We start from the raw sequence: 20,776 nt of genomic DNA on the forward strand, positions 1-20,776 counted from the left end.
TCCGGTGCCGTGGGGCCGCGCGGTGGTGATCCACTCGGGTTCGGCGATGCCGGGGTGTCCCGGGCGCTCGGATACCCCGGTATCGCCGATGGCGTGTGGATCAACTCCCGGCGGTGGCGGGTGTCCGTTTCCGGTGGGTGGTTTGGGTGGATTCGGCATTGCCGTCCCGTGGTCGGCGGCACCCTGGGGGCGGAATCGGGGACCCGGCGGGGTCGTTATACCTGGCATGGCGCCGCGAGCCTCGGGCTTCGGTGGCGCGGCAGCCGCCGGGAACACCCGCCCGGCCGCCACGGTTACAACCCCGCACCGCCGAACGGCACCACCGGCCCGGCCCGTGTGACAGCCGCCGGGAACACTCCGCCGGCGGCCACGGTTACACCCCGGCACGGCCGAGCACCACCGGTCGTCCCCCGGTCCGGGAAGAACGTCGGCGGAATGATTCGCCACCCCGGACCGTTGCACCACCCTCCGGGACACCCCCGTGCAGGCCCTCGCCGGGTCGCCGGGCCACGTCCCGCCGTGAACTTTCCCGCTCGGCACACGACCCCCGTTTTGTGTGTCGTTGCGGTATCCCCCGATGCAGAGGAGCACGCCATCATGCGTACCGATCTGATGCGTAAGACCGCTCTGACCGCTGCTGGCCTCGCCTTCACCGGCGGCGCCATCGCCGGCCCCATCACCACCGCCTACGCCGCGTCCGAGGCCAAGCCCGCCACTGCGACGCAGGCCGACCGCAAGCCTGCGGGTGAGCGTCAGCTGGGCGTGCGCTACGAAGCTCAGCCGAACTTCTACTACTGCGGCCCCGCCGCCGCCCGTAACGCCCTGAGCGTGCAGGGCAAGGACATCAGCGTGGACGCCATGGCCAAGGAGATGGGCACCACCGAGGCCGGCACCAACAGCATCAACGACATCACCCCGGTGCTGAACAAGGAGACCGGCAAGACCGACGCCTACCACAGCGTCGAGATCAGCAAGCCCGACGCCGACGCCACGCAGACCGACAAGCTGCGCGCCGACATCGTCAAGACCGTCGACAACGGCCGCGCCGTGGTCGCCAACATCGCCGGCACCAGCACCGACACCGACGGTGGTATCCACTCGTTCGAGGGCGGGCACTACATCAGCGTCGTGGGCTACCGCGACAACGGCAACGTGGTGCGGATCGCCGACTCGGCCGACCCGAACACCGCCGCCTACGACATCACCGTCGAGCACCTCGCCGACTGGATCGCCACCCGCGGCTACGCCACCAGCTGACCCACACACCAACACCAACCGACAAGGGCCGGACCCCACCACGGGGTCCGGCCCTTGTCGGCATGCCCGGGGTCATTCGGCCGCGAAGCGCGTCTCCGCCCCGCGCCGAACGGCCCGGTTCCTCAGCCCACTTGCCCAGGGCGTGAGCAGATCTTGGACAGTTTCCGTTAGCAGCTAACGGAAACTGTCCAAGATCTGCGGCGTTACGGTTGGACGACCGAGCCGACCCGCGGCGGCGCGGGTAGGGAAGTCCCCCTTGGCCATCGGAGCCACATCAGTGCCGGCGTCGGCTGGCACGACCGGCAGCTCGCGACGCATGGCCCGACCGGGGCTTCGGTAGGCCACCCGCGGCCACGGCCCAGCCCGCGCCGCCCAGCCCGTGCCGCCCAGCCGGTAGGCCACTCGCGGCCACGGTCCAGCCCGCGCCGCCCAGCCCGTGCCGCCCAGCCCGTGCGGCCCAGCCGGTGCGGGTCAGCCGGTGCGGGTCAGCCGGTGCGGGTCAGCCGGTGCGGGTCAGCCGCCGGAGTCGTCCATCTCGGCGCCCTCCGGGACGGTGTCGTCGTCCCGGCTGGCCAGCCAGCCGTCCGGCAGGGCGACCTTGCCCGGCGAGTTGGTACGCCCGCGCGGCTGACCCAGGGCGGCCACCGGGAACGGCTCCGCCGGGTCGAGCTTGCCGAGCAGGTCGTCGAGCTGGGCCAGGCTCTCGATCATCGCCAGCGAACGGCGCAGCTCGCCGCCGACGGGGAAGCCCTTCAGGTACCAGGCGACGTGCTTGCGGAAGTCGGTGCAGCCGTCGCGCTCGCCCCGGGCGGGGTTGCGGGCGCCGGCCACGAACTGGTCGACGAGCAGCTCGGCGTGCCGGCGCATGGTCAACGCCACCTCGCCGAGGGTGGGCAGCCGCCGCTCCGGCCGACCGTTGAAGGCGGCCTCCAGGTCGGCGAAGAGCCACGGCCGGCCCAGGCAGCCGCGGCCGACCACCACACCGTCGACCCCGGTGTGGGCGACCATCCGCAGTGCGTCGTCGGCCTCCCAGATGTCGCCGTTGCCGAGGACCGGCACGTCGAGGGCCTGCTTCAAGGTGGCGATCGCGTCCCAGTCGGCGGTGCCCGAGTAGCGCTGCGATGCCGTACGCCCGTGCAGGGCCACCGCGGCGACGCCGGCCTCCTGCGCGGCGAGCCCCGCCTCGACGTACGTCAGATGGTCGTCGTCGATGCCCTTGCGCATCTTGACCGTGACCGGCACGCCGGAGGGTGCGGCGGCGTCCACCGCAGCCCGCACCAGGCGGGCGAAGAGCCGGCGTCGCCACGGGAGCGCCGCGCCGCCGCCCCGCCGGGTGACCTTGGGGACCGGGCAGCCGAAGTTGAGGTCGATGTGGTCGGCCAGGTTCCGCTCGACGACGATCCGCACGGCGGCGGCGGTGATCTCCGGGTCGGTGCCGTAGAGCTGAAGGCTGCGTGGCTGCTCGTCGTCGCCGAAGGCGATCATGCGCAGCGTCTTCGGGTTCCGTTCGACCAGCGCCCGGGTCGTGATCATCTCGCAGACGTAGATGCCGCCGCCCTGCTCGCGGCAGAGCCGGCGGAATCCGACGTTCGTGATCCCGGCCATCGGCGCGAGCACCACCGGCGGCGACACCTGGTACGGCCCGAGGGCCAACGGGCGCAGCGCGGGAACGGTCGAGGCGGTCACCGCACAAGTGTACGGGGCCCCGACCGGCGCTTTCCGCGTCGGCCGGGGCCCCGTGCCCACCGTCTCAGCAGCCGGGGAGGCGCTCGATCAGGTAACGCTCGACCTGGTCCAGTGAGACGCGCTCCTGGCCCATGGTGTCCCTGTTCCGCACCGTCACGGCGTTGTCGTCCAGCGTGTCGAAGTCGACGGTCACGCAGAACGGGGTGCCGATCTCGTCCTGCCGGCGGTAGCGGCGACCGATCGCCTGCGAGTCGTCGAACTCCACCACCCAACGCTTGCGCAGCAGCGCGGCGAGGTCCTTCGCCTTGGGTGACAGCGCCTCGTTACGCGACAGCGGCAGCACCGCCACCTTGACCGGGGCCAGGCGCGGGTCGAACCGCATGACCGTGCGCTTGTCCACGCCGCCCTTGGTGTTCGGGGCCTCGTCCTCGTCGTACGCCTCGAGCAGGAAGGCGAGCACCGCCCGGGTCAGACCGGCGGCCGGCTCGATGACGTACGGCATCCAGCGCTCGCCCTTGGTCTGGTCGAAGTACGACAGGTCGACGCCGGAGTGCTTGCTGTGCGTGGAGAGGTCGAAGTCGGTGCGGTTGGCGACACCCTCCAGCTCGGCGAACTCGGTCCCGCCGAACTGGAACCGGTACTCGATGTCGACGGTGCGCTTCGAGTAGTGCGACAGCTTCTCGGCAGGGTGCTCGTACAGGCGCAGATTGTCCGCCGAGAGGCCGAGGTCGAGGTACCAGTTCCAGCGCTCCTGGAGCCAGTACTCGTGCCACTGCTCGTCGGTGCCCGGCTCGACGAAGAACTCCATCTCCATCTGCTCGAACTCGCGGGTCCGGAAGATGAAGTTGCCCGGGGTGATCTCGTTGCGGAACGACTTGCCGGTCTGCGCGATACCGAACGGCGGCTTCTTGCGGGCCACCGTCTCGACGTTCTTGTAGTTGACGAAGATGCCCTGCGCGGTCTCCGGGCGCAGGTAGTGCATGCCCTCGTCGCTCTCCACCGGGCCCAGGTACGTCTTCATGAGGCCGTTGAACATCTTCGGCTCGGTGAAGGTGCCCTTGTTGCCGCAGTTGGGGCAGTTGACCTCGGCGAGCGAGGTGGGCGCGTGGCCGTGCTTGGCCTCGTACGCCTCCTCGATGTGGTCCGCCCGGAACCGCTTGTGGCAGAACTGGCACTCGGTGAGCGGGTCGACGAACTCGGCGATGTGGCCGGACGCCTCCCACACCTTGCGGGCCAGGATCACCGCGGAGTCGAGGCCGACGACGTCGTCGCGCTGCTGGACCATGGTCTTCCACCACTGCCGGCGGACGTTCTCCTTCAGCTCCACGCCGAGCGGACCGTAGTCCCACGCCGACCGGGTGCCTCCGTAGATCTCGCTGGAGGGGAAGACGAAGCCTCGGCGCTTCGCGAGGCTGACGACGGCGTCGATACGGTCGGCTGGCATGTTTCCTCCTACGCCGGCTGGCGGTCGGCGGGGGCGAGATGTGGATGGAACGGTCGGTTCGGAACAACGGTACGACCACCGTCGCCCCGAGCCCAGCAGAATACCGGGGGCGGGTCAGCTCACCCCGCAGACCTCCATGCCACCGGTCTGACCGTCCTGACCCAGGCTGACCTGCTGCCGCTCCCGGTCGCCGCCGTCCAGCGTCACGTCCACCGGCACGGTCAGGTTGGTGGTGTCCACCTCACCCACCCGGAACGCGGTGACCTGCGGCTCGGCGGCCGCCCGCCGCTCGAACTCGGGGCGGGACTCGCGCCGCTGCGCGTCGTCGCAGAGCTGGTCGTACGCCCGGCCGTAGTTGCGCTCGACGAGCGCCTGGTAGTAGTCGCCGGTCACCGTGCGGCCCTGCTCGCGTACCGCCTGCACGCCGCTCACGGCCAGGCCGACGATGGCCGTGCCACCTCCGCCGCAGCAGAGCAGCACGGCGAGGGCGCCGACGCCGAGGCCGATCCAGAGCCGGGTACGACGCCCCTCGGTGGGAGGCGCGGCGAAGGGCGGAGCCACACCGGGACCGGGCGGCGGGGCGGGTGCGGTCATAGGAGCAGGGTAGTGCCCGAGTCTCAGCGGTAAGGACCTGCGGCCCGATCACTCTCGGCGACCACCACGGCTCCGCCCGGCGCGGCGCTGGCCAGCGCCTCGTACGCGGACGGCTCGTCCACCGACTCGGCGAGCAACGGCACCGCGCTCACCTTGACCTCGAACGCGCCCAGTGCCCGCCGGTAGGTGCCGACCGACTCCCACTCGGTGACCAGGGACCAGTACCGGGGGTCGTCCAGGGCCCGGACCAGTTGGCCGCGCAGGTAGCCGGGGCAGGCGGCCAGCGCGGTCAGGGCGGCGTGCGCCCGTTCGGTGAAGCCGTCGGCGACATCGACGTCGACCACGAACCGGTTGGTCACCAGCACCAGGGGTTCCTCCTCGTAGAGTCTGTGGGATGCAGCGTACGCAGCGCCCTCTGCTGGCCCGGTTGGCCGGGGCGAACCCGACGTCGGTGTTCCTGCTCACCCTGGTGCTGGTGCTGGTGGCGTTCTTCACGCCGGGAGTGGTCGGCGGCCTGCTGACGCTGGCCCTCGCCGCCGCCCTGATCGCCCTGTTGGTGACGACCTGGTCGGTTCAGGCGCCGCAGACGAGGGTGCTCCGAGTGCTGATGCTGACTCTGCTGGTGACGGTGGGCCTGGCGAAGCTGCTCTGACATGCAAGCATGCGTTTTTGACAATCATTGTCGTTACCACGGACAGTTGGCGACATGAGCAACCGCACCACGTCCCGCGTCCTGGCCGCCGCCGCGACCGCCCTGATCGCCCTGGGCGCCGCCACCGGCTGCTCCACCGGCGGCCCGGCCGGCGCCGATCCCCAACGGGTCGACGTGGTGGCCGCGTTCTACCCACTCCAGTTCGTCGCCGAGCGCGTCGGCGGCGACCTCGTCCGCGTCACCAACCTGGCCAAGCCGGGCGCCGAGCCGCACGACCTGGAGCTGAGCCCACGCCAGGTCGGTGAGATCACCGAAGCCGAACTGATCGTCTACCTCAAGGGCTTCCAGCCCGCGGTGGACGACGCGATCGCGCAGGACGACGACGCACCCGTGTTCGACGTGGCCAGCGTGCAGCCGCTGATGGACGCGAGCTCCGGCGGCCACAACCACGAGGGCGACGAGGAGGGCGACCAGCGGCCCGGGCACGCCAAGGACCCACACGTCTGGCTCGACCCGATCCGGCTCGCCACCATCGGCGACAAGCTCGCCCAACAGCTCGGCACGGTCGATGAGAAGCACGCCGCCGACTACACCGCCCGCGCCGCGACCCTGCGGGCCGACCTGACCACCCTCGACGGCGAGTTCACCAAGGGCCTGGCGAACTGCCAGCGACGCGAGATCGTGACCAGCCACACCGCGTTCGGCTACCTCGCCGACCGCTACCACCTCGACCAGGTCGGCATCACCGGGCTCAGCCCCGACGTCGAGCCCTCGCCACAGCGACTCGCCCAGGTCATCGAGGAGGCGAAGGAACACCACGCCACCACGATCTTCTTCGAGGCGCTGGTCAGCCCGAAGGTCGCCGAGACCATCGCCGGTCAGGTAGGCGCGAAGACCGCGGTGCTCGATCCGATCGAAGGACTCGCTGCGGGCAGCGACGCCGACTACTTTTCGGTGATGCGTACCAACCTGCAGACCCTGCGGACGGCGTTGAGCTGCTCATGAGCACCCCTGTCATCGCCGTCGAGCACGGCGCGGTCGGCTACGACGGCCGCAACGTACTCCGGGACGTCTCGTTCACCGTGACCGCCGGGGAGGTGGTCGCGGTGCTCGGCGCCAACGGCTCCGGCAAGTCCACGCTGATCCGCACGATCCTCGGCCTGGTGCCGCTCAGCTCCGGCTCGATCACCCTCTTCGACCGGCCGTTGCGCCAGTTCCGCCAGTGGCAGCGCATCGGGTACGTCCCACAGCGCCTCGGCGCCGGGTCGGGCGTGCCCGCCACCGTCCGTGAGGTGGTGGCCTCCGGCCGGCTGGCCCGCCGGGGCATCCTGCGCCCTCCCGGCGCCGCCGACCGGGCCGCCGTCGACGCGGCGCTGCGGGCGGTCGGGCTCGACGACCGGGCCACCGATCCGGTGTCCACCCTCTCCGGCGGTCAGCAGCAGCGCACCCTGATCGCCCGCGCGCTGGCCGGCAAGCCGGAGCTGCTGATCCTCGACGAGCCCACCGCCGGGGTGGACGCGGCCAGCCAGGAGGCGTTCGCGGGCGCGTTGCGCGACTTCGTCTCCGACGGCGGGACGGTGCTGCTGGTGGCCCACGAGCTGGGCCCGCTGCGACCGGTGATCAGCCGGGCGGTCGTCGTCCACCAGGGCGGCATCTGTCACGACGGCCCGGTTCCGGACCCGGCCGGTCACCACGCCGAGCCCGACCACGACCACGTGCACCCGCACGGTCCCGACGAGCCCGCCGGGCTGTGGAGCAACTGACGATGGAACTCTTCCAGTACCCCTACATGCAGCGTGCCCTGATCGGCGCGCTGGTGATCGGCCTGGCCGCTCCGGCGCTCGGCATCTACCTGGTGCAACGCCGACTGACGTTGATCGGCGACGGTATCGGCCACGTGGCGTTGACGGGTGTCGGCGCCGGCCTGCTCCTGAACCGCTCACCGGTGCTGGTGGCGGTCATCGTCGCCACCGTCGGCGCGATCGCCATCGAGCTGGTCCGCGCCCGCGGGCGTACCTCCGGCGATCTGGCCCTGGCCCTGCTCTTCTACGGCGGCATCGCCGGCGGCGTCCTGCTGGTCGGCCTCTCGGACGCGACGAGCGCCAACCTCAACGCCTACCTGTTCGGATCGCTGCTCTCCACCTCGACCGACGATCTGATCACCGTCGGAGTGCTCGGTGCGGCGATCCTGATCACCATGATCGCCCTGCGGCCGGCGCTCTTCGCGATCAGCCACGACGAGGAGTACGCCCGCGTCTCCGGCCTCCCGGTGCGCACGCTCAACCTGCTGATCGCGGTCACCACCGCGGTCACGGTGACCATCGCGATGCGGGCCGTCGGCGTGTTGCTGATCAGCGCGCTGATGGTGGTTCCGGTGGCCGCCGCCCAGCAGGTCACCCGGGGCTTCCGCAGCACGATGACCGCCGCCATGGCGCTCGGGTTCCTCGCCGCCGGCTCGGGTGTCTGGGTGGCCGCCAGCGCCGACACCCCGCCCGGGGCCTCGGTGGTACTGCTGGCCATCGCCTCCTTCCTGGTGATGGCCGTCGCCGGCACGATCTGGCGGAGGTTGCACCGCCGCACCGCGCCGGCGCTCGTACCGGCCGTGGAGCCGCACGAGGTCGTCCTGGACTAGGGCGTGTGTCAAAGCCCTCGGCCGGCCGGGGGCATTGGGCACACGCTCCGAGCCGGATCGGCGGAAGTCGGTGGTATTGGTTACCGTTGCAAGATGACCAGCGCAACAGGCTACGAGGGTTTCGACGGAGCCAGCGAGTTGCTTCGGGCCCTGTCAGCGCCCATCCGGCTGGCCATCGTCAGCGAACTCGCCGACGGCGAACGGTGCGTACACGAGCTGGTGGAGAAGCTGGGCGCAGCGCAACCGCTGGTCTCCCAGCACCTGCGGGTGCTGCGCGGAGCGGGCGTGGTGCGCGGCTCGCGTCGAGGCCGGGAGATCGCCTACAGCCTGGTCGACGAGCACGTCGCGCACATCGTGGCGGACGCGGTCAGCCACGCGGGGGAGGGATCATGAGCGAGAGCGGCGCCGCCGTGCGCAACACCCGGCAGCGCTCGGCGGTGAGCGCGCTGCTGGGCGAGATGGAGGGCTTCCACAGCGCCCAGGATCTGCACGCGATGCTCCGGCAGCGCGGTGAGCGGGTCGGCCTGACCACCGTCTACCGCACCCTCCAGGGGTTGGCCGACGCGGGCGAGATCGACGTGATGCGCCCACCGGGCGGGGAGCACCTCTACCGCCGGTGCAGCGAGGGCCACCACCACCACCTGGTCTGCCGGGTCTGCGGCCGTACGGTCGAGGTGGCCGGCCCGGCGGTGGAGAGCTGGGCCGACCGGGTCGCCGCCGAGCACGGGTACGCCGACGTCAGCCACACCATGGAGATCTTCGGCACCTGCCCGGCCTGCGTCCGATGACGGGCCTTCGGTTCACTCCCGTCCAGTCCGCGGGCACCGAGACGGCGCTGCGCGACTGGCAGCACATCCACAACTCGATCATCCCGACTGCGCCCCTGTCCGCCGACGAGATCGCCGCTCGCGCCCAGCGCCACATCCTCGAGGTCGCGTACGCCGACGGGGTGGCCGTGGGCTGCTCGACCGTACGCCCCCCGGCGCCCGACGCCGCGACCGTGATCGCCCGGGTGCTGCCCGGGAGCCGCCGGCACGGCTACGGGGAGCAGATCTACCAGCGCGGGCTGGCCCGGGCCCGTGAGCTGGGCGCGCAGACCATCGAGACCGTCATCCTGGCGTCCAACGACGAGGGGCTGCGGTTCGCCCGCCACCACGGCTTCGTCGAGACCGATCGGTACGTCCTGCCGGGCGACACCATCGCGTTCGTGGACCTGCGGCTCGCCTGATCGACGGCTGACTCCCGCCGTCCGGTCCGGCCACCGAATCGACGGGTGCCGGGCCGGAGCCGTTCGTGGCACGCTGTCCGGCGTGAAGATCTACGCCGATCGGTTTCCGACCGCCGTCCGCCAGTTGCTCACCGACCTGCTCGTCGTCGTCTGGGTGTACGTCGCGATCCGCGCCGCCCTCTGGCTGCACGACCTGGTGCAGAAGCTCGCCGTACCCGGGCAGAAGCTGGAGGGCGCGGGCAGTGGCCTCGCCGACAACCTCGCCGACGCCGGCGGCAAGGTCCGCCGGGTGCCGCTGGTCGGTGACGAGCTGACCGCGCCCTTCCAACGTGCCGCCGACGCCGCCCGCGGGCTCGCCGACGCCGGCCGGGAGCAGCAGCACCTGGTCGACCAACTCGCCCTCGCCCTCACCGTCGCGGTGCTGATCTTCCCGCTCGGCCTGGTGCTCTTCGGTTGGCTACCGCTGCGGCTGCGCTGGATGCGGCGTGCCGGATCGGCCGCGAAGCTGGCTGCCGGCCCGGCCGGACGAGACCTGCTCGCGCTCCGCGCGCTGGCCACCCAGCCGCTGGGCCGGCTCACCCGGATCGCCCCCGACGTCGCCGAGGCGTGGCGACGCGGCGACGACGACACCGTCGACGCCCTGGCCGCGCTGGAGCTACGCCAACTAGGCCTCCGCAACAAAGCCCGCTAATCCCACCCCCACCCCCACCCCCACCCCCACCCCCACCCCCACCCCCACCCCCACCCCCACCCCCGCCCGCGCCTCTGTCCCTGCCTACGCCGCGCCGATGTCCCCGCCCCGCCCCGCCCCGCCCCGTCGATCATGGAGTTGCGGTGGGTAACAAAACGCTAGCCAAGACCCGAAAACGGGCACCACAAGTCCGTGATCGACGAGAGGTCGGGCGGCGATCGCCCGCGATCTTGCACTTTCTGTGGTGACTTAAGGGGCGTATTACCCTGAATCGGCGACTGAAAGTGCAAGATCGGCGCGACTGGGGGTGTGGTGGGTGCTCGGGTCCGCCAGGGTGGGGCCGTTAAGGTCGTCGGGTGTTCTACTTCCTGATCGTCATCGCCGTACTGCTGCTCGGCTACGCCGCCGTCCTGGTCTCCTTCGTCCGCCGGGGCAAGAAGATTCCACCTGCGGCGTACCTCGCCCTGGCCGGGCTCAACGGTCTGATCCTGGCCGGGGTGCTGGCCTGGGCGGTCGCCCGCTGACACACCACGCCACAAGATCGTGCTCGAACCAGGAAGTAGTGGCCTCGCCGTCGGACGGATGCCACTAGATCCAGGATCGAGCACGATCTTGCGCCGCGACCAGCGAGCGCCGCGACCAGCGACCGGCGAGCGCCGCGACCAGCGAGCGCCGCGACCAGCGAGCGCCGCGACCAGCGACCGGCGCGAGCGGCGACCGGCGCGACCAGCGACCGGCGCGAGCGGCGACCGGCGCGAGCGCGCGGCGGGTTACGGCTTCGGGGGGATGCGGCGGCGGACGTCCTCGGCGGTGGACGGGCCGGGCTCCCAGCGGGCCACCCAGGGCAGTTCGGCGGACGGGGTGACGACGCCCTCCTCCACGCTCGCGTAGCGGCCCGCGAGGATCCGCTTGGCGGCGGCGGTGTCGACCGAGTCGGTGTTGTCCCAGAGGGCGGCGAACAGGGCGTCCACCCGAACGCGGGCCTGCCGGCAGAACAGGTCGGCCAGTTCGACGTTCTCCGGGTGGGTGTCACGTTCGGCGGTCGCTCGCACGCAGACGGCGGACATGGCGAACAGCTCCGCGCCGATGTCCACGATGCGCCCGAGGAACGCCTGCTTGCGCTCCATCTTTCCCTGCCAGCGCGACATCGCGTAGAACGTCGAACGGGCCAGCTTGCGCGAGGAGCGTTCCACCTGGCGCAGGTGGCCGGCGAGGGGGCCGAACTCGGCGTACGCCGATGGGCTCTGGCCCTTGCCGACCGTGAGGGTCGGCAGCCACCGCGCGTAGAACGCTCCCGCCCGGGCGCCGGCGCGGGCCTTGCGGCCGATCCCCGCCTCCGGGTCGATGATGTCGCCGGCCACCGACAGGTGGGCGTCGACGGCCTCCCGGGCGATCAGCAGGTGCATGATCTCGGTGGAGCCCTCGAAGATCCGGTTGATGCGCAGGTCGCGGAGCACCTGCTCGACGTTGGCCGGGCGTTCGCCCCGGGCGGCCAACGAGTCGGCGGTCTCGTAGCCGCGCCCACCCCGGATCTGGACCAGCTCGTCGGCGATCTTCCAGGCCATCTCGCTGGCGTAGAGCTTGACCAGCGCGGCCTCGATCCGGATGTCGTTGCGGTCGTCGTCGGCGAGCAGGCAGCACAGGTCGAGCATGGTCTCCATGCCGTACGTGGTCGCGGCGATGAAGGAGAGCTTCTGGGCGACGGCCTCGTGCTCGCCCACCGGCCGTCCCCACTGGACGCGGTCGGCGGCCCATCCCCGGGCCACGTGCAGCGCCCACTTGCCGGCGCCCACGCACATGGCCGGCAGCGAGAGCCGGCCGGTGTTCAGCGTGGTCAGGGCGATTTTGAGGCCCTTGCCCTCGCCGCCGATGACGTTCTCGGCGGGTACGAACACGTCGTGGAAGCGGGTCAGACTGTTTTCCAGGCCGCGCAGGCCGACGAACTCGTTGCGCCGTTCCACGGTGATACCGGCGCTGTCACCGTCCACCACGAACGCGGTGATGCCACCGCGTCGACCGTCGGCGGCGGGCACCCGGGCCATCACCACCAGAAGGGTGGCCACGGTGCCGTTGGTGGCCCAGAGTTTCACGCCGTTGAGCCGGTAGCCGGTGCCGTCGTCGGTCGGTTCGGCGGTGGTGGCGAGCCGGGCCGGGTCGGAGCCGACGTCCGGCTCGGTGAGCAGGAACGCGGAGACCTCACCGGCGGCGAGTCGGGGCAGGAAGCGCTGCTTCTGCTCGGCGGTGCCGAACATCTTCAGCGGTTGCGGCACGCCGATCGACTGGTGGGCCGAGAGCAGCGCCCCGATCGCCGGGCTGGCCGAGCCGGCCAGCATCAGGGCCCGGCAGTAGTGCAGGTTGCTCAGCCCGAGGCCGCCGTACTTCCGGTCGATCTTCATGCCGAACGCGCCGAGGTCGGCGAGGCCGTGGAAGACGGAGTCGGGGATGGAGGCGTCCCGCTCGATGGCCGCGCCGTCCACCTCGGAGGTGATGAAGGAGCGCAGCTGGTCGAGGAACTCCTCGGCGCGGGCCACGTCGTCCGGGTCGGACCGCGGCCACGGGTCGATGAGGTCGAGCCGGAACCGGCCGAGGAACAGTTCCTTGCCGAAGCTGGGACGGTCCCAGGTGGACTCGCGGGCGGCCTCGGCGACCCTGCGGGCCTCCTTCTCGGAGACCTGGCCCGCCTCGGCGGGCAGCGGCGCGGCGGTGCCGGCCGAGGCACCGGGTTCGGGGGCAGGACCGGATTCGGGGCCGTCCGGTGCCGGTCGGCCGTCCTGTGTCGTGGTCACGGCTGCCCCCTCGAAGCTCGGTGCGGCTGCTCAACGTGTGCGACTAACGCCACGCTACCCCCGGTTGTTACCCAGGGGTAGCGTGGCGTGAACATCGACGGAGGTCAGCCGACGGTGGGCGTCTCCGGGTCGTCGTCCTCGTCGTCGATGTCGTCGTCACCCCAGTTGCGCCGGGCGAACGGCAGGAGCACCCAGAAGACGAGGAACCAGAGCCCGGCCAGCGCGCTCAACACGAAGGCGATCGGCCGGTCCAGCACGAAGTCGGTGATCAGCAGCACCGCGCTGACCATGGCGATCAGCATGAAGGCGAGGCCGCCGGTCGCCATGCGGTGCGCGAACCGCACCAGTTCCGGCTTGCGCCCCTGGCGGAACAGCGCCCGGTGGAACGCCACCGGCGAAATGATCATCGCGGTGGCGGCGGCCGCGGCAAGCAGGGCGACGATGTAGACGTCGCGCTGGAACTCGCTGGTCCGGGTGAAGCCGTTGCTGAACGGCAGGGTGAGCAGGAAGGCGAAGAGGATCTGCACGCCGGTCTGGGCGACCCGCAACTCCTGGAGTAGATCGGCGAAGTTGCGCTGCCAGCGTTGCTTCTCGGTCTCCTTGGACACGCGCTACCTCCGGTAAGACGGTACTGCCGACGGTCCTGGCCGCCGGCAGCAACGCCAATGCCCCACACGACCGAGCGCGAAACAGGCTCACGACACCTGCCGTTCATCGCGCGGCAACGTCAGGAACCGCGACGGATCCGTCCGGCGTACCGGGCCTCCAGCGCGTTGTTGTGCGCGTCCCCGTCCGGGATGTTCGCCGACAGGTAGACCGGGGGCCGCTCACCCACCGCGAGCAGCCGAGCCACCACCTCCACGGTGATCTGCTGAGCCAGCAGCGCGGCCGTGATCGAGGAGACCGCGCCGACCGCGCCCCCGTCGGGCAACGGCAGCGTCGCGTCGCCGTACGGGGCGCCGTTGTCGAGCACCACGTCGGCGAGGTCGGCCAGCTTGCGCCCGGACGGGTGGCGGGAGCTCATCCGGCCGGAGTGCTGTGCGGAGGTGATCGCCACCAGCTTGTGGCCCCGTTCCTTGAGCAGCGTGGCGAACTCGACCATCGCGCCGTTGACCCCGGAGTTCGAGGCGAGCACGAAGATGTCGGAGGGCCGTACGGGAGCCAACGCCCAGAGCCGGTGCGCCACCGCCGGGTCCCGTTCCAGTAGCGGCCCGAGCACGTCGGCCGGCTCGCCGCCGAGCAGCACCAGGTCCCGCAGGGCGATCCGGTTGGTGGGTACCAGCCCGCCGGCCCGGCCGGCGATCTCCATGGCGAGGGCCTCCGAGTGCCCGGTGCCAAAGGCGTGCACCACCCCGTCGGCGCGTACCGCGTCGGCGATCAGGTCGGCGGCCCGGCCCACGGCCTCGGCCTGGCTGGCGGCCACCCGGGACATCGTCTCGGTCACCACCCTCAGGTAGTCCTCGGCGCTCACCGGCTCGCCAGGTGACTGACCACGAACCGTCATACGTCCTCCGTCCGTCTGTTGCGGGCGAACCACCGCACCGCGAAGTCGACCGCCGCCCGCTGGCGTACCAACCTCGCCGTCCCGGCGCCCACCGGACCGACGCGGACCACCGTCGTTTCGTCGAGGTCGCGGCCCAGCGCGCCGAAGTCGCTCCCGTCGATCCGGACGTCCTGCCACCACACCCATTCGCGGCCACCGTCGGCGGTCCGCACCGCCGCGCCCAGTCGCTCGCGGACGAGGGCGGGACGGCGGTACTCGGCCAGGTGCAGCGAGGTGTTGACGCTGTGGTCGACCCCGAGCAGCAGCACGTCGGCGTCCAGGTCGTAGAGCCGGGCCAGCGGTGAGACCTCGCCGAGCATGTCGGCCAAGGCGTGCCCGGCGACCACCCGCTCGGCCGTCGGGCCGAGCGCCGCGAACGACACGTGGGGGTGCGTGCTGCGGAGTGCTCCCGGCCAGCAGCGGACCGTCTCGGCGAGGACGCCCATGTAGCGGCTCGGCGTGACCGCCGGGTCGAAGCCGGGCATCTCGGCGCGGATCAGCGGCCACCAGTCCACCGGCACCGGCGGGTTGCGCCACTGCGCGGGGTCGCTGTTGTCGGGGGTGTGGGTGGGCACCGCGATCGTGCCGTCCGGGCCGAGCGCGTCACGCAGGGCGAGCACCAGCGCCTGCGGCCCGCCGCAGACGTAGCCCAGCGGACGCATCCCGGCGTGCACCAGCACCGTCGATCCGGGGCGTACGCCCAGCAGCCGGAGTTGCGCGGCGATCGACCGGCGGGTGCCCGGCCCGCCGACGGGAACGGTCACGGCTCTCCTCCGCCCGGCACGGCTCAGGCCGTCCCGGCGACCCGCGCCAGGACCGCCTCGGCCAGCGCGGCGGGCGCGGCGTCCGGGATCCAGTGGCTCACCCCGGCCAGGGGTACGAAGCGATAGTCGCCGGTCACGTGGGCGGCGCACGCCTCGGCGGCGGTCCGGCCGATCGCGACGTCCCGGTCGCTCCACACGTAGGTGGTCGGTACGGCGACCGGGCCGACGGCGGCCAGGTCGGCGCGGGACATGGCCCGGTACCAGTTCAGAGCGGCGGTGAGCGCGCCCGGCTCGCGCATCGGCTCGGCGTAGCGGTTGACCCGGGTGGCGTCGCCCACCCCGCCCAGCAGCTTGCGCAGCGCTGTCGCGTGCCAAGCGAGCAGCACCTTCTCGGCCTTGCCCGGCTTGCGGAACAGCGCGATGTACGACGACCGGGCCTTCTGCTGGCCGTCCGTGGCGAGCGCGTGTGCCATGGCCGCCGGATGCGGCACCGACACCGCCGTCAACGTACGGACCCGCTGCGGGTGCGCGGCGGCCACCGCCCAGGCCACGACCGCGCCCCAGTCGTGGCCGACGAGGTGCACGGCGTCCAGACCGAGCGCGTCGAGTACCGCGACCGCGTCGGCGACCAGCTCGGGAATCCGGTACCCCGCCACCTCGGCGGGGCGCGCGCCCGGCGAGTAGCCCCGCTGGTCGAGGGCGTACGTGCGCAGGCCGGCGGCGTGCAGCGGCGGGACGACCTCGTCCCACTCGCCGCTGTGCTGCGGAAACCCGTGCAGCAGCAGGACGGGGACGCCGTCGGACGGGCCGCCGGTGCGTACCTCGAATGTCAGACTCCGCGCGTCGACCTGCATGATCGTCAGCCTACCCAGCCGTCGTCGCGTCGACCCGGATGCGCCGGCCGCGGGGACGCCCTGCTGGGCTGTTACCCCTGGTCGGTGCTAGCGTCAGCGAGACAACTTCACATCCGACAGGGGAGCGCACAGCGCTGAGAGTGCGGGCACGCCCGCAGACCCTCGAACCTGATCTGGGTAATGCCAGCGCAGGGAGTTCGGTCGACCTCCAGCCGCGCCGTGGGTCCGGTGCCACCGGACGCGCGGCGTGCGTCTTCTCCTGGTTCGTTTCACTGAACTGGGAGCACAGCATGGACAACACCACCAACCGTTGGCGCACGATCGACATCGTGGTCGCCTCGGTGATCGCCGTCGCCTTCGGCGTCATCTTCTGGGCCTGGGGCCTGGTCTGGAGCGCCACCGAGGGCGCGTTCGCCTTCTTCCCGCCGGCCCAGACGCTGATCTACGGCGTGTGGCTGATGCCGGCCGTGGTCGGCGGGCTGGTCATCCGCAAGCCCGGCGCCGCGCTCTACTGCGAGACGGTGGCCGCGGTCGTGTCCGCGCTGCTGGGCAGCCAGTGGGCCGGCACGGTCATCCCGCAGGGCATCGTGCAGGGCATCGGGGCCGAGCTGGCGTTCGCCGCCTTCCGGTACCGGTCGTACCGGCTGCCGACCGCCGTGCTGGCCGGCGCGCTGACCGGCCTCAGCGCGGCCCTGTTCGACTTCTTCGTCTGGAACGCCGAGTACGCGCTTGGCGACTACCGCATCCCGTACGCGCTGCTCACCATCGTCAGCGCCACGATCATCGCGGGCGTCGGCGGCTGGGCGCTCACCCGCGCTCTGGCCAACACCGGCGCCTTGGACCGCCTCCCATCAGGCCGAACCCGCGCGCTGGTCTGACGCTGTCCCGTCCGACCCTGTCCCGCCCGACCCGGCCTCGTTGATCAAGAGGTTCGCGTCACCGCGAGGCGAAATTCTGACGCGAACCTCTTGATCAACAGGGGGACGATCCGGGAGGAGGGGTTGTGGGGGTACTGCTGCGGGATTTTGGGTGGCGGCACGCCGGGCGGCGGGCCTGGGCGCTGCGCGGGGTTGATCTCCGGGTGGAGGACGGGGAGCGAGTGCTGCTGCTCGGGCCCTCCGGGGCCGGCAAGAGCACCCTGCTCGCCGCGCTCGCCGGGCTGCTCCCGGAGGACTCCGGTGAGCAGGAGGGCACCGTCGAGATCGACGGGCTCGACCCGCGCAAGGGCCGGGAACGGGTCGGCATCGTCTTTCAGGACCCGCAGACCCAGTTGGTCATGGCACGCAGCGGCGACGACGTCGCGTTCGGGTTGGAGAACCGGGGCGTACCCACGGATGAGATCTGGCCGCGCGTCGACGAGGCGCTGCGGCGCGTCGGCTTCCCGTACCCCCGCGACCGCAACACGGCCGCCCTCTCCGGCGGCGAGCAGCAGCGCCTCGCCCTGGCCGGCGCGCTGGCGCTGCGGCCCGGCCTGCTGCAGCTCGACGAGCCGACCGCCAACCTCGACCCGGACGGCGCCGCCCTGGTCCGGGGCGCCGTGGCGGGCGCGCTGGACGCCGACACCACCCTGATCCTCGTCGAACACCGGGTGGCCGAGGCGTTGCCGCTGGTCGACCGGGTGGTCGTCCTGGAGCCTGGCGGCGGCATCCGCGCGGACGGGCCACCCGACGCGGTCTTCGCCACGCACGGCGACGCCCTCGCCGCCGAGGGCGTCTGGGTGCCCGGTCACCCCATCGCGCCGCGCCGGGCCACCGCCGCCGCCGGCGACGTGCTGCTCACCGCCGACCGGCTCGGCCTGCCGTCGCGGCTGGGGCCCACCGATCTGACGGTACGCGCCGGAGAGGCCCTCGCCGTACGAGGACCGAACGGTGCCGGCAAGTCGACCCTGGCGCTGCTGCTCGGCGGGCTGCTCAAACCGGGCACCGGCCGGGTCACCGCCTCGGCCGAGCTGGCCGGCGTCCACCATCGCACTCCCCCGCACCGCTGGCGCGCGCCCACGCTGGCGCGGCGCATCGGGTCGGTCTTTCAGGACCCGGAGCACCAGTTCGTCACCGGCACCGTCTTCGACGAGCTGGCGCTCGGCCCACGCCGGACGGGTCAACCCGAGGCAGCGGTCAAGGAGACGGTGGCCGGACTACTCGAGCGGTTACGACTGACCCGGCTCGCGGCGGCCAACCCGTACACCCTCTCCGGTGGGGAGGCGCGACGCCTCAGCGTGGCGACGGCCCTGGCCACCGCGCCACGCCTGCTGATCTGCGACGAACCCACCTTCGGCCAGGACCGGCGGACCTGGGGCGAGCTGGTCGACCTCTTCGCCGACCTGCGCGACGCCGGGCACGGCGTCGTCAGCGTCACCCACGACCCGGACTTCGTCGCCGCGCTCGCCGACCGCACCGTCACCCTGGAGCGGTCGTGAGCGCGGCGGCGCGCAACCGTCACCTCGGAGCGATCGTGAACGCGGCGGCGCGCCGCTACCGACGCCGCAGCGCCGAACAGGAGCCACGCCCATGATCAGCATCGAGCCGGTCGCCCGGCCCGGAGCACCGCTGGCCCGCCGGAACCCGGTGGCGAAGCTCGCCGCCGCGCTGGTCTTCTCGTTCGCCCTGCTGGCCACGCTCGACCCGGTGGCGCCCGCGGTCGCCATCGCCGTAGAACTCGCCGTGCTGCCGCTGTTCGGCCTGCGCTACCGGGTACTGGCCCGGCGGGCGCTGCCGCTGCTGCTCAGCGCCGTCGGCATTCTGGTCACGCTGGTGCTCTTCGCCGCCGACCAGTCCGGCCGCGTCCTGCTGCACGCCGGGCCGGTGCTGGTGAGTACCGGCGTGCTGCTCACCGCTCTCGGCCTGGTGCTGCGGATCTTCGCGGTGGCCCTGCCCGGGGTGATCGTCTTCGCCACCACCGACCCGACCGACCTGGCGGACGCGCTGATCCAGAACGCGAAGGCGCCGGCGCGGTTCGCCATCGGGGCGCTGGCCGCGTTCCGGCTCGTGCCGCTGCTCGGGCAGGAGTGGCAGATGATCAGCATGGCCCGCCGGGCCCGCGGCGTCGACGCGGGACGCAACCCGGTGGCCAAGCTACGACTCTTCGCGTCCACGGCGTTCGCACTGCTGGTCGGGGCGATCCGCCGAGGCACCCGGCTGGCCGTCGCGATGGACGCGCGCGGGTTCGACGCCGGCACACCCCGTACCGTGGCTCGCCGGCAACGCTTCCGGCTCGCCGACACGCTGCTGGTCGTCGGCGCGGCGGCGCTGGCCGGCGCGGCCCTGACGACGAGCATCCTGGCCGGAACCTTCCGCCCCCTACTCGGCTGACACCGGCCACACGCCAGGCCGGTCGCGCGCCAAGGCCCAGGCGCGCTGTGTCCCCGTGCGCCCGGCCGCTGGCAAGATCCGCGCAACTTCAGGGATGTAGTGGCCTCCCACACTGGCGAGGCCACTACATCCCTGAAGTTGTCGTCACCGAATCGTGCGCCCGCGCGGGCGCAACGGCTCGGTCAGCTACGCCGGAAGGCGTAGCGGCGGGTCTGCCCGGCCGGCTGGCTACGGCCGCCGGCCGAGCGGTTGCCCGCGCCCGTGGGCGGTCCGGCCGTCGGTGCCGAGGGTCGGCTGGCCGGCGTGCGCAGATCCTCCACCGCTGGCGCGTCGACAGCCGCCGGCACGTCGACAGGTAGCGCCGCGTCGGCCGGGACAGCTCCCGGCCGGAGCGGCTCGCCGGTAGCCGCCGGGTCGACCAACGCCGCCGCCAGTGGCAGGGGCTCAACCAGCGCTGCCAGTGGCACGGGCTCGACCAGGGCCGCCGGCAGCGCCGGCTCGACCGCGACATCGGGGCGGGTCGGCAGGGTCGGGCCGCGACCAGCCGCCGGGCCATCCCCGGCCACCGGACCGTGGTCGGCCGCCGGGATCTTTCCGGGCGGCGTTGTCTTCGGGGTACGGGACTTTCTCGGGTTACGCCTGGCGGGCATCCGGGCCTCCTTCGGTGCTGACCGTCCCGGCCGTTCCCGCGCTCCGGCGGTCGGTCGGGTCGGCTGGTGACCGTCGCGGCGCGACGGTTGGGTGGGAAGGGACTGCTCACCGGGGATCAGGCAGGCTCGACGCCGTCGAACGGCGGGGAGGGAGACGCGCGACGCCCGGGAGCGCACGGACCGCGACGCGGGGCGGCGGACCGGCTCGGAAGTGGGGCGTCAGTTACGCATGCCGGAACCCTAACCACCGGCTGGGCAGACGCGCATCCGAATTTACTGGCACGATCGGCAGATGCTGATCGCGTTCTCGATCACCCCGCTGGGCGGCGGCGACTCCGTGGGCGACCTCGTGGCAGAGGCGGTACGGGTGGTCCGCGAGTCCGGGCTGCCGAACCGGACCGACGCCATGTTCACCACCGTCGAGGGCGAGTGGGACGAGGTGATGGCGGTGGTCAAGCGGGCCGTCGACGTGGTGGCCGCGCAGGCGCCCCGGGTGAGCGTCGTTCTCAAGGCCGACGTCCGGCCCGGAGTCACCGATGCGCTCACCGGGAAGGTGGCGCGTGTGGAGGAACGACTGGCCCAGGGGTGAGCGGGTACCTCGGTCCGCCGGTGGACGCGGTGGACGGACGGGCCGCGACCAGGTAGTGACCCGCCGTGGGACGACCTGCCCGTGAGGCCGGATGCCGC

24 protein-coding genes and 1 riboswitch are annotated in these 20,776 nt (G+C 72.2%); of the genes, 14 read left to right on the plus strand and 10 right to left on the minus strand.

What is annotated here, in order from left to right; all coding sequences use genetic code 11:
• The first annotated feature begins 597 nt into the window (after positions 1–597).
• Positions 598–1,257: a C39 family peptidase gene (locus ACQP0N_RS25775; RefSeq protein WP_433114769.1), complete on the plus strand. Its 660-nt coding sequence runs from the start codon at positions 598–600 to the stop codon at positions 1,255–1,257.
• A gap of 513 nt (positions 1,258–1,770) precedes the next feature.
• Here the strand turns inward: ACQP0N_RS25775 and dusB are convergent.
• The 4 genes from dusB to ACQP0N_RS25795 form a co-directional block, all read right to left on the minus strand.
• Positions 1,771–2,862: a tRNA dihydrouridine synthase DusB gene (dusB, locus tag ACQP0N_RS25780; protein ID WP_433121815.1), complete on the minus strand. Its 1,092-nt coding sequence runs from the start codon at positions 2,860–2,862 to the stop codon at positions 1,771–1,773.
• A gap of 145 nt (positions 2,863–3,007) precedes the next feature.
• Entirely contained in the window at positions 3,008–4,387 is a 1,380-nt protein-coding gene (locus tag ACQP0N_RS25785; protein WP_234587283.1) for a glycine--tRNA ligase, read from the minus strand.
• 114 nt (positions 4,388–4,501) lie between these two features.
• Complete coding sequence (locus ACQP0N_RS25790) at positions 4,502–4,981, minus strand: hypothetical protein (RefSeq protein ID WP_357133299.1); 480 nt, start codon at positions 4,979–4,981, stop codon at positions 4,502–4,504.
• 23 nt (positions 4,982–5,004) lie between these two features.
• Entirely contained in the window at positions 5,005–5,346 is a 342-nt protein-coding gene (locus ACQP0N_RS25795) for an antibiotic biosynthesis monooxygenase family protein (protein WP_007463893.1), read from the minus strand.
• Between the two features lie 29 nt (positions 5,347–5,375).
• On the opposite strand from ACQP0N_RS25795, the gene ACQP0N_RS25800 reads away from it, so the two are divergent.
• From ACQP0N_RS25800 to ACQP0N_RS25840, 9 genes are all read left to right on the plus strand, one after another.
• Positions 5,376–5,633 carry a hypothetical protein gene (locus ACQP0N_RS25800; protein ID WP_433114772.1) on the plus strand — a complete coding sequence of 86 codons (258 nt, stop codon included), beginning with the start codon at positions 5,376–5,378 and terminating at the stop codon, positions 5,631–5,633.
• Positions 5,634–5,687: 54 nt separating this feature from the next.
• The gene (locus ACQP0N_RS25805) at positions 5,688–6,638 is read left to right on the plus strand and encodes a metal ABC transporter substrate-binding protein (protein WP_433114774.1); all 951 of its coding nucleotides are present in this window, start codon (positions 5,688–5,690) and stop codon (positions 6,636–6,638) included.
• The gene (locus ACQP0N_RS25810; protein WP_433114776.1) at positions 6,635–7,396 is read left to right on the plus strand and encodes a metal ABC transporter ATP-binding protein; all 762 of its coding nucleotides are present in this window, start codon (positions 6,635–6,637) and stop codon (positions 7,394–7,396) included. Before ACQP0N_RS25805 ends, ACQP0N_RS25810 begins: the two co-directional genes overlap by 4 nt.
• A 2-nt stretch (positions 7,397–7,398) precedes the next feature.
• Complete coding sequence (locus ACQP0N_RS25815) at positions 7,399–8,265, plus strand: metal ABC transporter permease (protein ID WP_396804154.1); 867 nt, start codon at positions 7,399–7,401, stop codon at positions 8,263–8,265.
• 93 nt (positions 8,266–8,358) lie between these two features.
• The gene (locus ACQP0N_RS25820) at positions 8,359–8,658 is read left to right on the plus strand and encodes an ArsR/SmtB family transcription factor (RefSeq protein WP_282257156.1); all 300 of its coding nucleotides are present in this window, start codon (positions 8,359–8,361) and stop codon (positions 8,656–8,658) included.
• Positions 8,655–9,053 (plus strand): Fur family transcriptional regulator, encoded by a 399-nt coding sequence (locus tag ACQP0N_RS25825; protein ID WP_433114779.1) that lies wholly within the window; start codon positions 8,655–8,657, stop codon positions 9,051–9,053. The genes ACQP0N_RS25820 and ACQP0N_RS25825 overlap by 4 nt, the downstream gene beginning before the upstream one ends.
• Complete coding sequence (locus ACQP0N_RS25830; protein WP_433114781.1) at positions 9,050–9,493, plus strand: N-acetyltransferase family protein; 444 nt, start codon at positions 9,050–9,052, stop codon at positions 9,491–9,493. The genes ACQP0N_RS25825 and ACQP0N_RS25830 overlap by 4 nt, the downstream gene beginning before the upstream one ends.
• An 82-nt stretch (positions 9,494–9,575) precedes the next feature.
• The gene (locus tag ACQP0N_RS25835; protein ID WP_433114783.1) at positions 9,576–10,184 is read left to right on the plus strand and encodes a hypothetical protein; all 609 of its coding nucleotides are present in this window, start codon (positions 9,576–9,578) and stop codon (positions 10,182–10,184) included.
• 356 nt (positions 10,185–10,540) lie between these two features.
• Positions 10,541–10,708 carry a hypothetical protein gene (locus tag ACQP0N_RS25840; RefSeq protein ID WP_355051277.1) on the plus strand — a complete coding sequence of 56 codons (168 nt, stop codon included), beginning with the start codon at positions 10,541–10,543 and terminating at the stop codon, positions 10,706–10,708.
• A 246-nt stretch (positions 10,709–10,954) separates the two neighbouring features.
• On the opposite strand, the gene ACQP0N_RS25845 is transcribed toward ACQP0N_RS25840, so the two are convergent.
• The 5 genes from ACQP0N_RS25845 to ACQP0N_RS25865 all read right to left on the minus strand — a co-directional run bounded on the left by ACQP0N_RS25845 (position 10,955) and on the right by ACQP0N_RS25865 (position 16,131).
• Positions 10,955–12,970: an acyl-CoA dehydrogenase family protein gene (locus tag ACQP0N_RS25845; protein ID WP_433114785.1), complete on the minus strand. Its 2,016-nt coding sequence runs from the start codon at positions 12,968–12,970 to the stop codon at positions 10,955–10,957.
• A gap of 104 nt (positions 12,971–13,074) precedes the next feature.
• Positions 13,075–13,578, minus strand: coding sequence for a DUF6328 family protein (locus ACQP0N_RS25850; RefSeq protein WP_433114787.1), 504 nt, complete (start codon positions 13,576–13,578; stop codon positions 13,075–13,077).
• Positions 13,579–13,697: 119 nt separating this feature from the next.
• Entirely contained in the window at positions 13,698–14,474 is a 777-nt protein-coding gene (locus tag ACQP0N_RS25855; protein ID WP_433114789.1) for a sugar isomerase domain-containing protein, read from the minus strand.
• Positions 14,471–15,277, minus strand: coding sequence for an aminoglycoside N(3)-acetyltransferase (locus ACQP0N_RS25860; RefSeq protein ID WP_433114791.1), 807 nt, complete (start codon positions 15,275–15,277; stop codon positions 14,471–14,473). Before ACQP0N_RS25860 ends, ACQP0N_RS25855 begins: the two co-directional genes overlap by 4 nt.
• Positions 15,278–15,300: 23 nt before the next feature.
• Complete coding sequence (locus tag ACQP0N_RS25865; protein ID WP_433114793.1) at positions 15,301–16,131, minus strand: alpha/beta fold hydrolase; 831 nt, start codon at positions 16,129–16,131, stop codon at positions 15,301–15,303.
• 108 nt (positions 16,132–16,239) lie between these two features.
• Positions 16,240–16,344, plus strand: a riboswitch (TPP riboswitch).
• Positions 16,345–16,421: 77 nt separating this feature from the next.
• Here ACQP0N_RS25865 and ACQP0N_RS25870 point away from each other — a divergent pair.
• The 3 genes from ACQP0N_RS25870 (at position 16,422) to ACQP0N_RS25880 (ending at position 19,439) form a co-directional block, all read left to right on the plus strand.
• Complete coding sequence (locus ACQP0N_RS25870) at positions 16,422–17,009, plus strand: ECF transporter S component (protein ID WP_357133270.1); 588 nt, start codon at positions 16,422–16,424, stop codon at positions 17,007–17,009.
• 125 nt (positions 17,010–17,134) lie between these two features.
• The gene (locus ACQP0N_RS25875) at positions 17,135–18,547 is read left to right on the plus strand and encodes an ABC transporter ATP-binding protein (RefSeq protein ID WP_433114796.1); all 1,413 of its coding nucleotides are present in this window, start codon (positions 17,135–17,137) and stop codon (positions 18,545–18,547) included.
• Positions 18,548–18,638: 91 nt separating this feature from the next.
• The gene (locus tag ACQP0N_RS25880) at positions 18,639–19,439 is read left to right on the plus strand and encodes an energy-coupling factor transporter transmembrane component T family protein (RefSeq protein ID WP_433114798.1); all 801 of its coding nucleotides are present in this window, start codon (positions 18,639–18,641) and stop codon (positions 19,437–19,439) included.
• Between the two features lie 182 nt (positions 19,440–19,621).
• Here the strand turns inward: ACQP0N_RS25880 and ACQP0N_RS25885 are convergent, their stop codons facing one another.
• Entirely contained in the window at positions 19,622–20,089 is a 468-nt protein-coding gene (locus ACQP0N_RS25885; protein WP_433114799.1) for a hypothetical protein, read from the minus strand.
• Positions 20,090–20,381: 292 nt separating this feature from the next.
• Between ACQP0N_RS25885 and ACQP0N_RS25890 the strand changes: the two genes are divergently transcribed.
• On the plus strand, positions 20,382–20,678 hold the full coding sequence (locus ACQP0N_RS25890) for an MTH1187 family thiamine-binding protein (protein WP_355053226.1): 297 nt from the start codon (positions 20,382–20,384) through the stop codon (positions 20,676–20,678).
• Positions 20,679–20,776: the final 98 nt, after the last annotated feature.

This window comes from Micromonospora sp. CA-246542, from assembly GCF_050942905.1.
Classification (GTDB): domain Bacteria; phylum Actinomycetota; class Actinomycetes; order Mycobacteriales; family Micromonosporaceae; genus Micromonospora.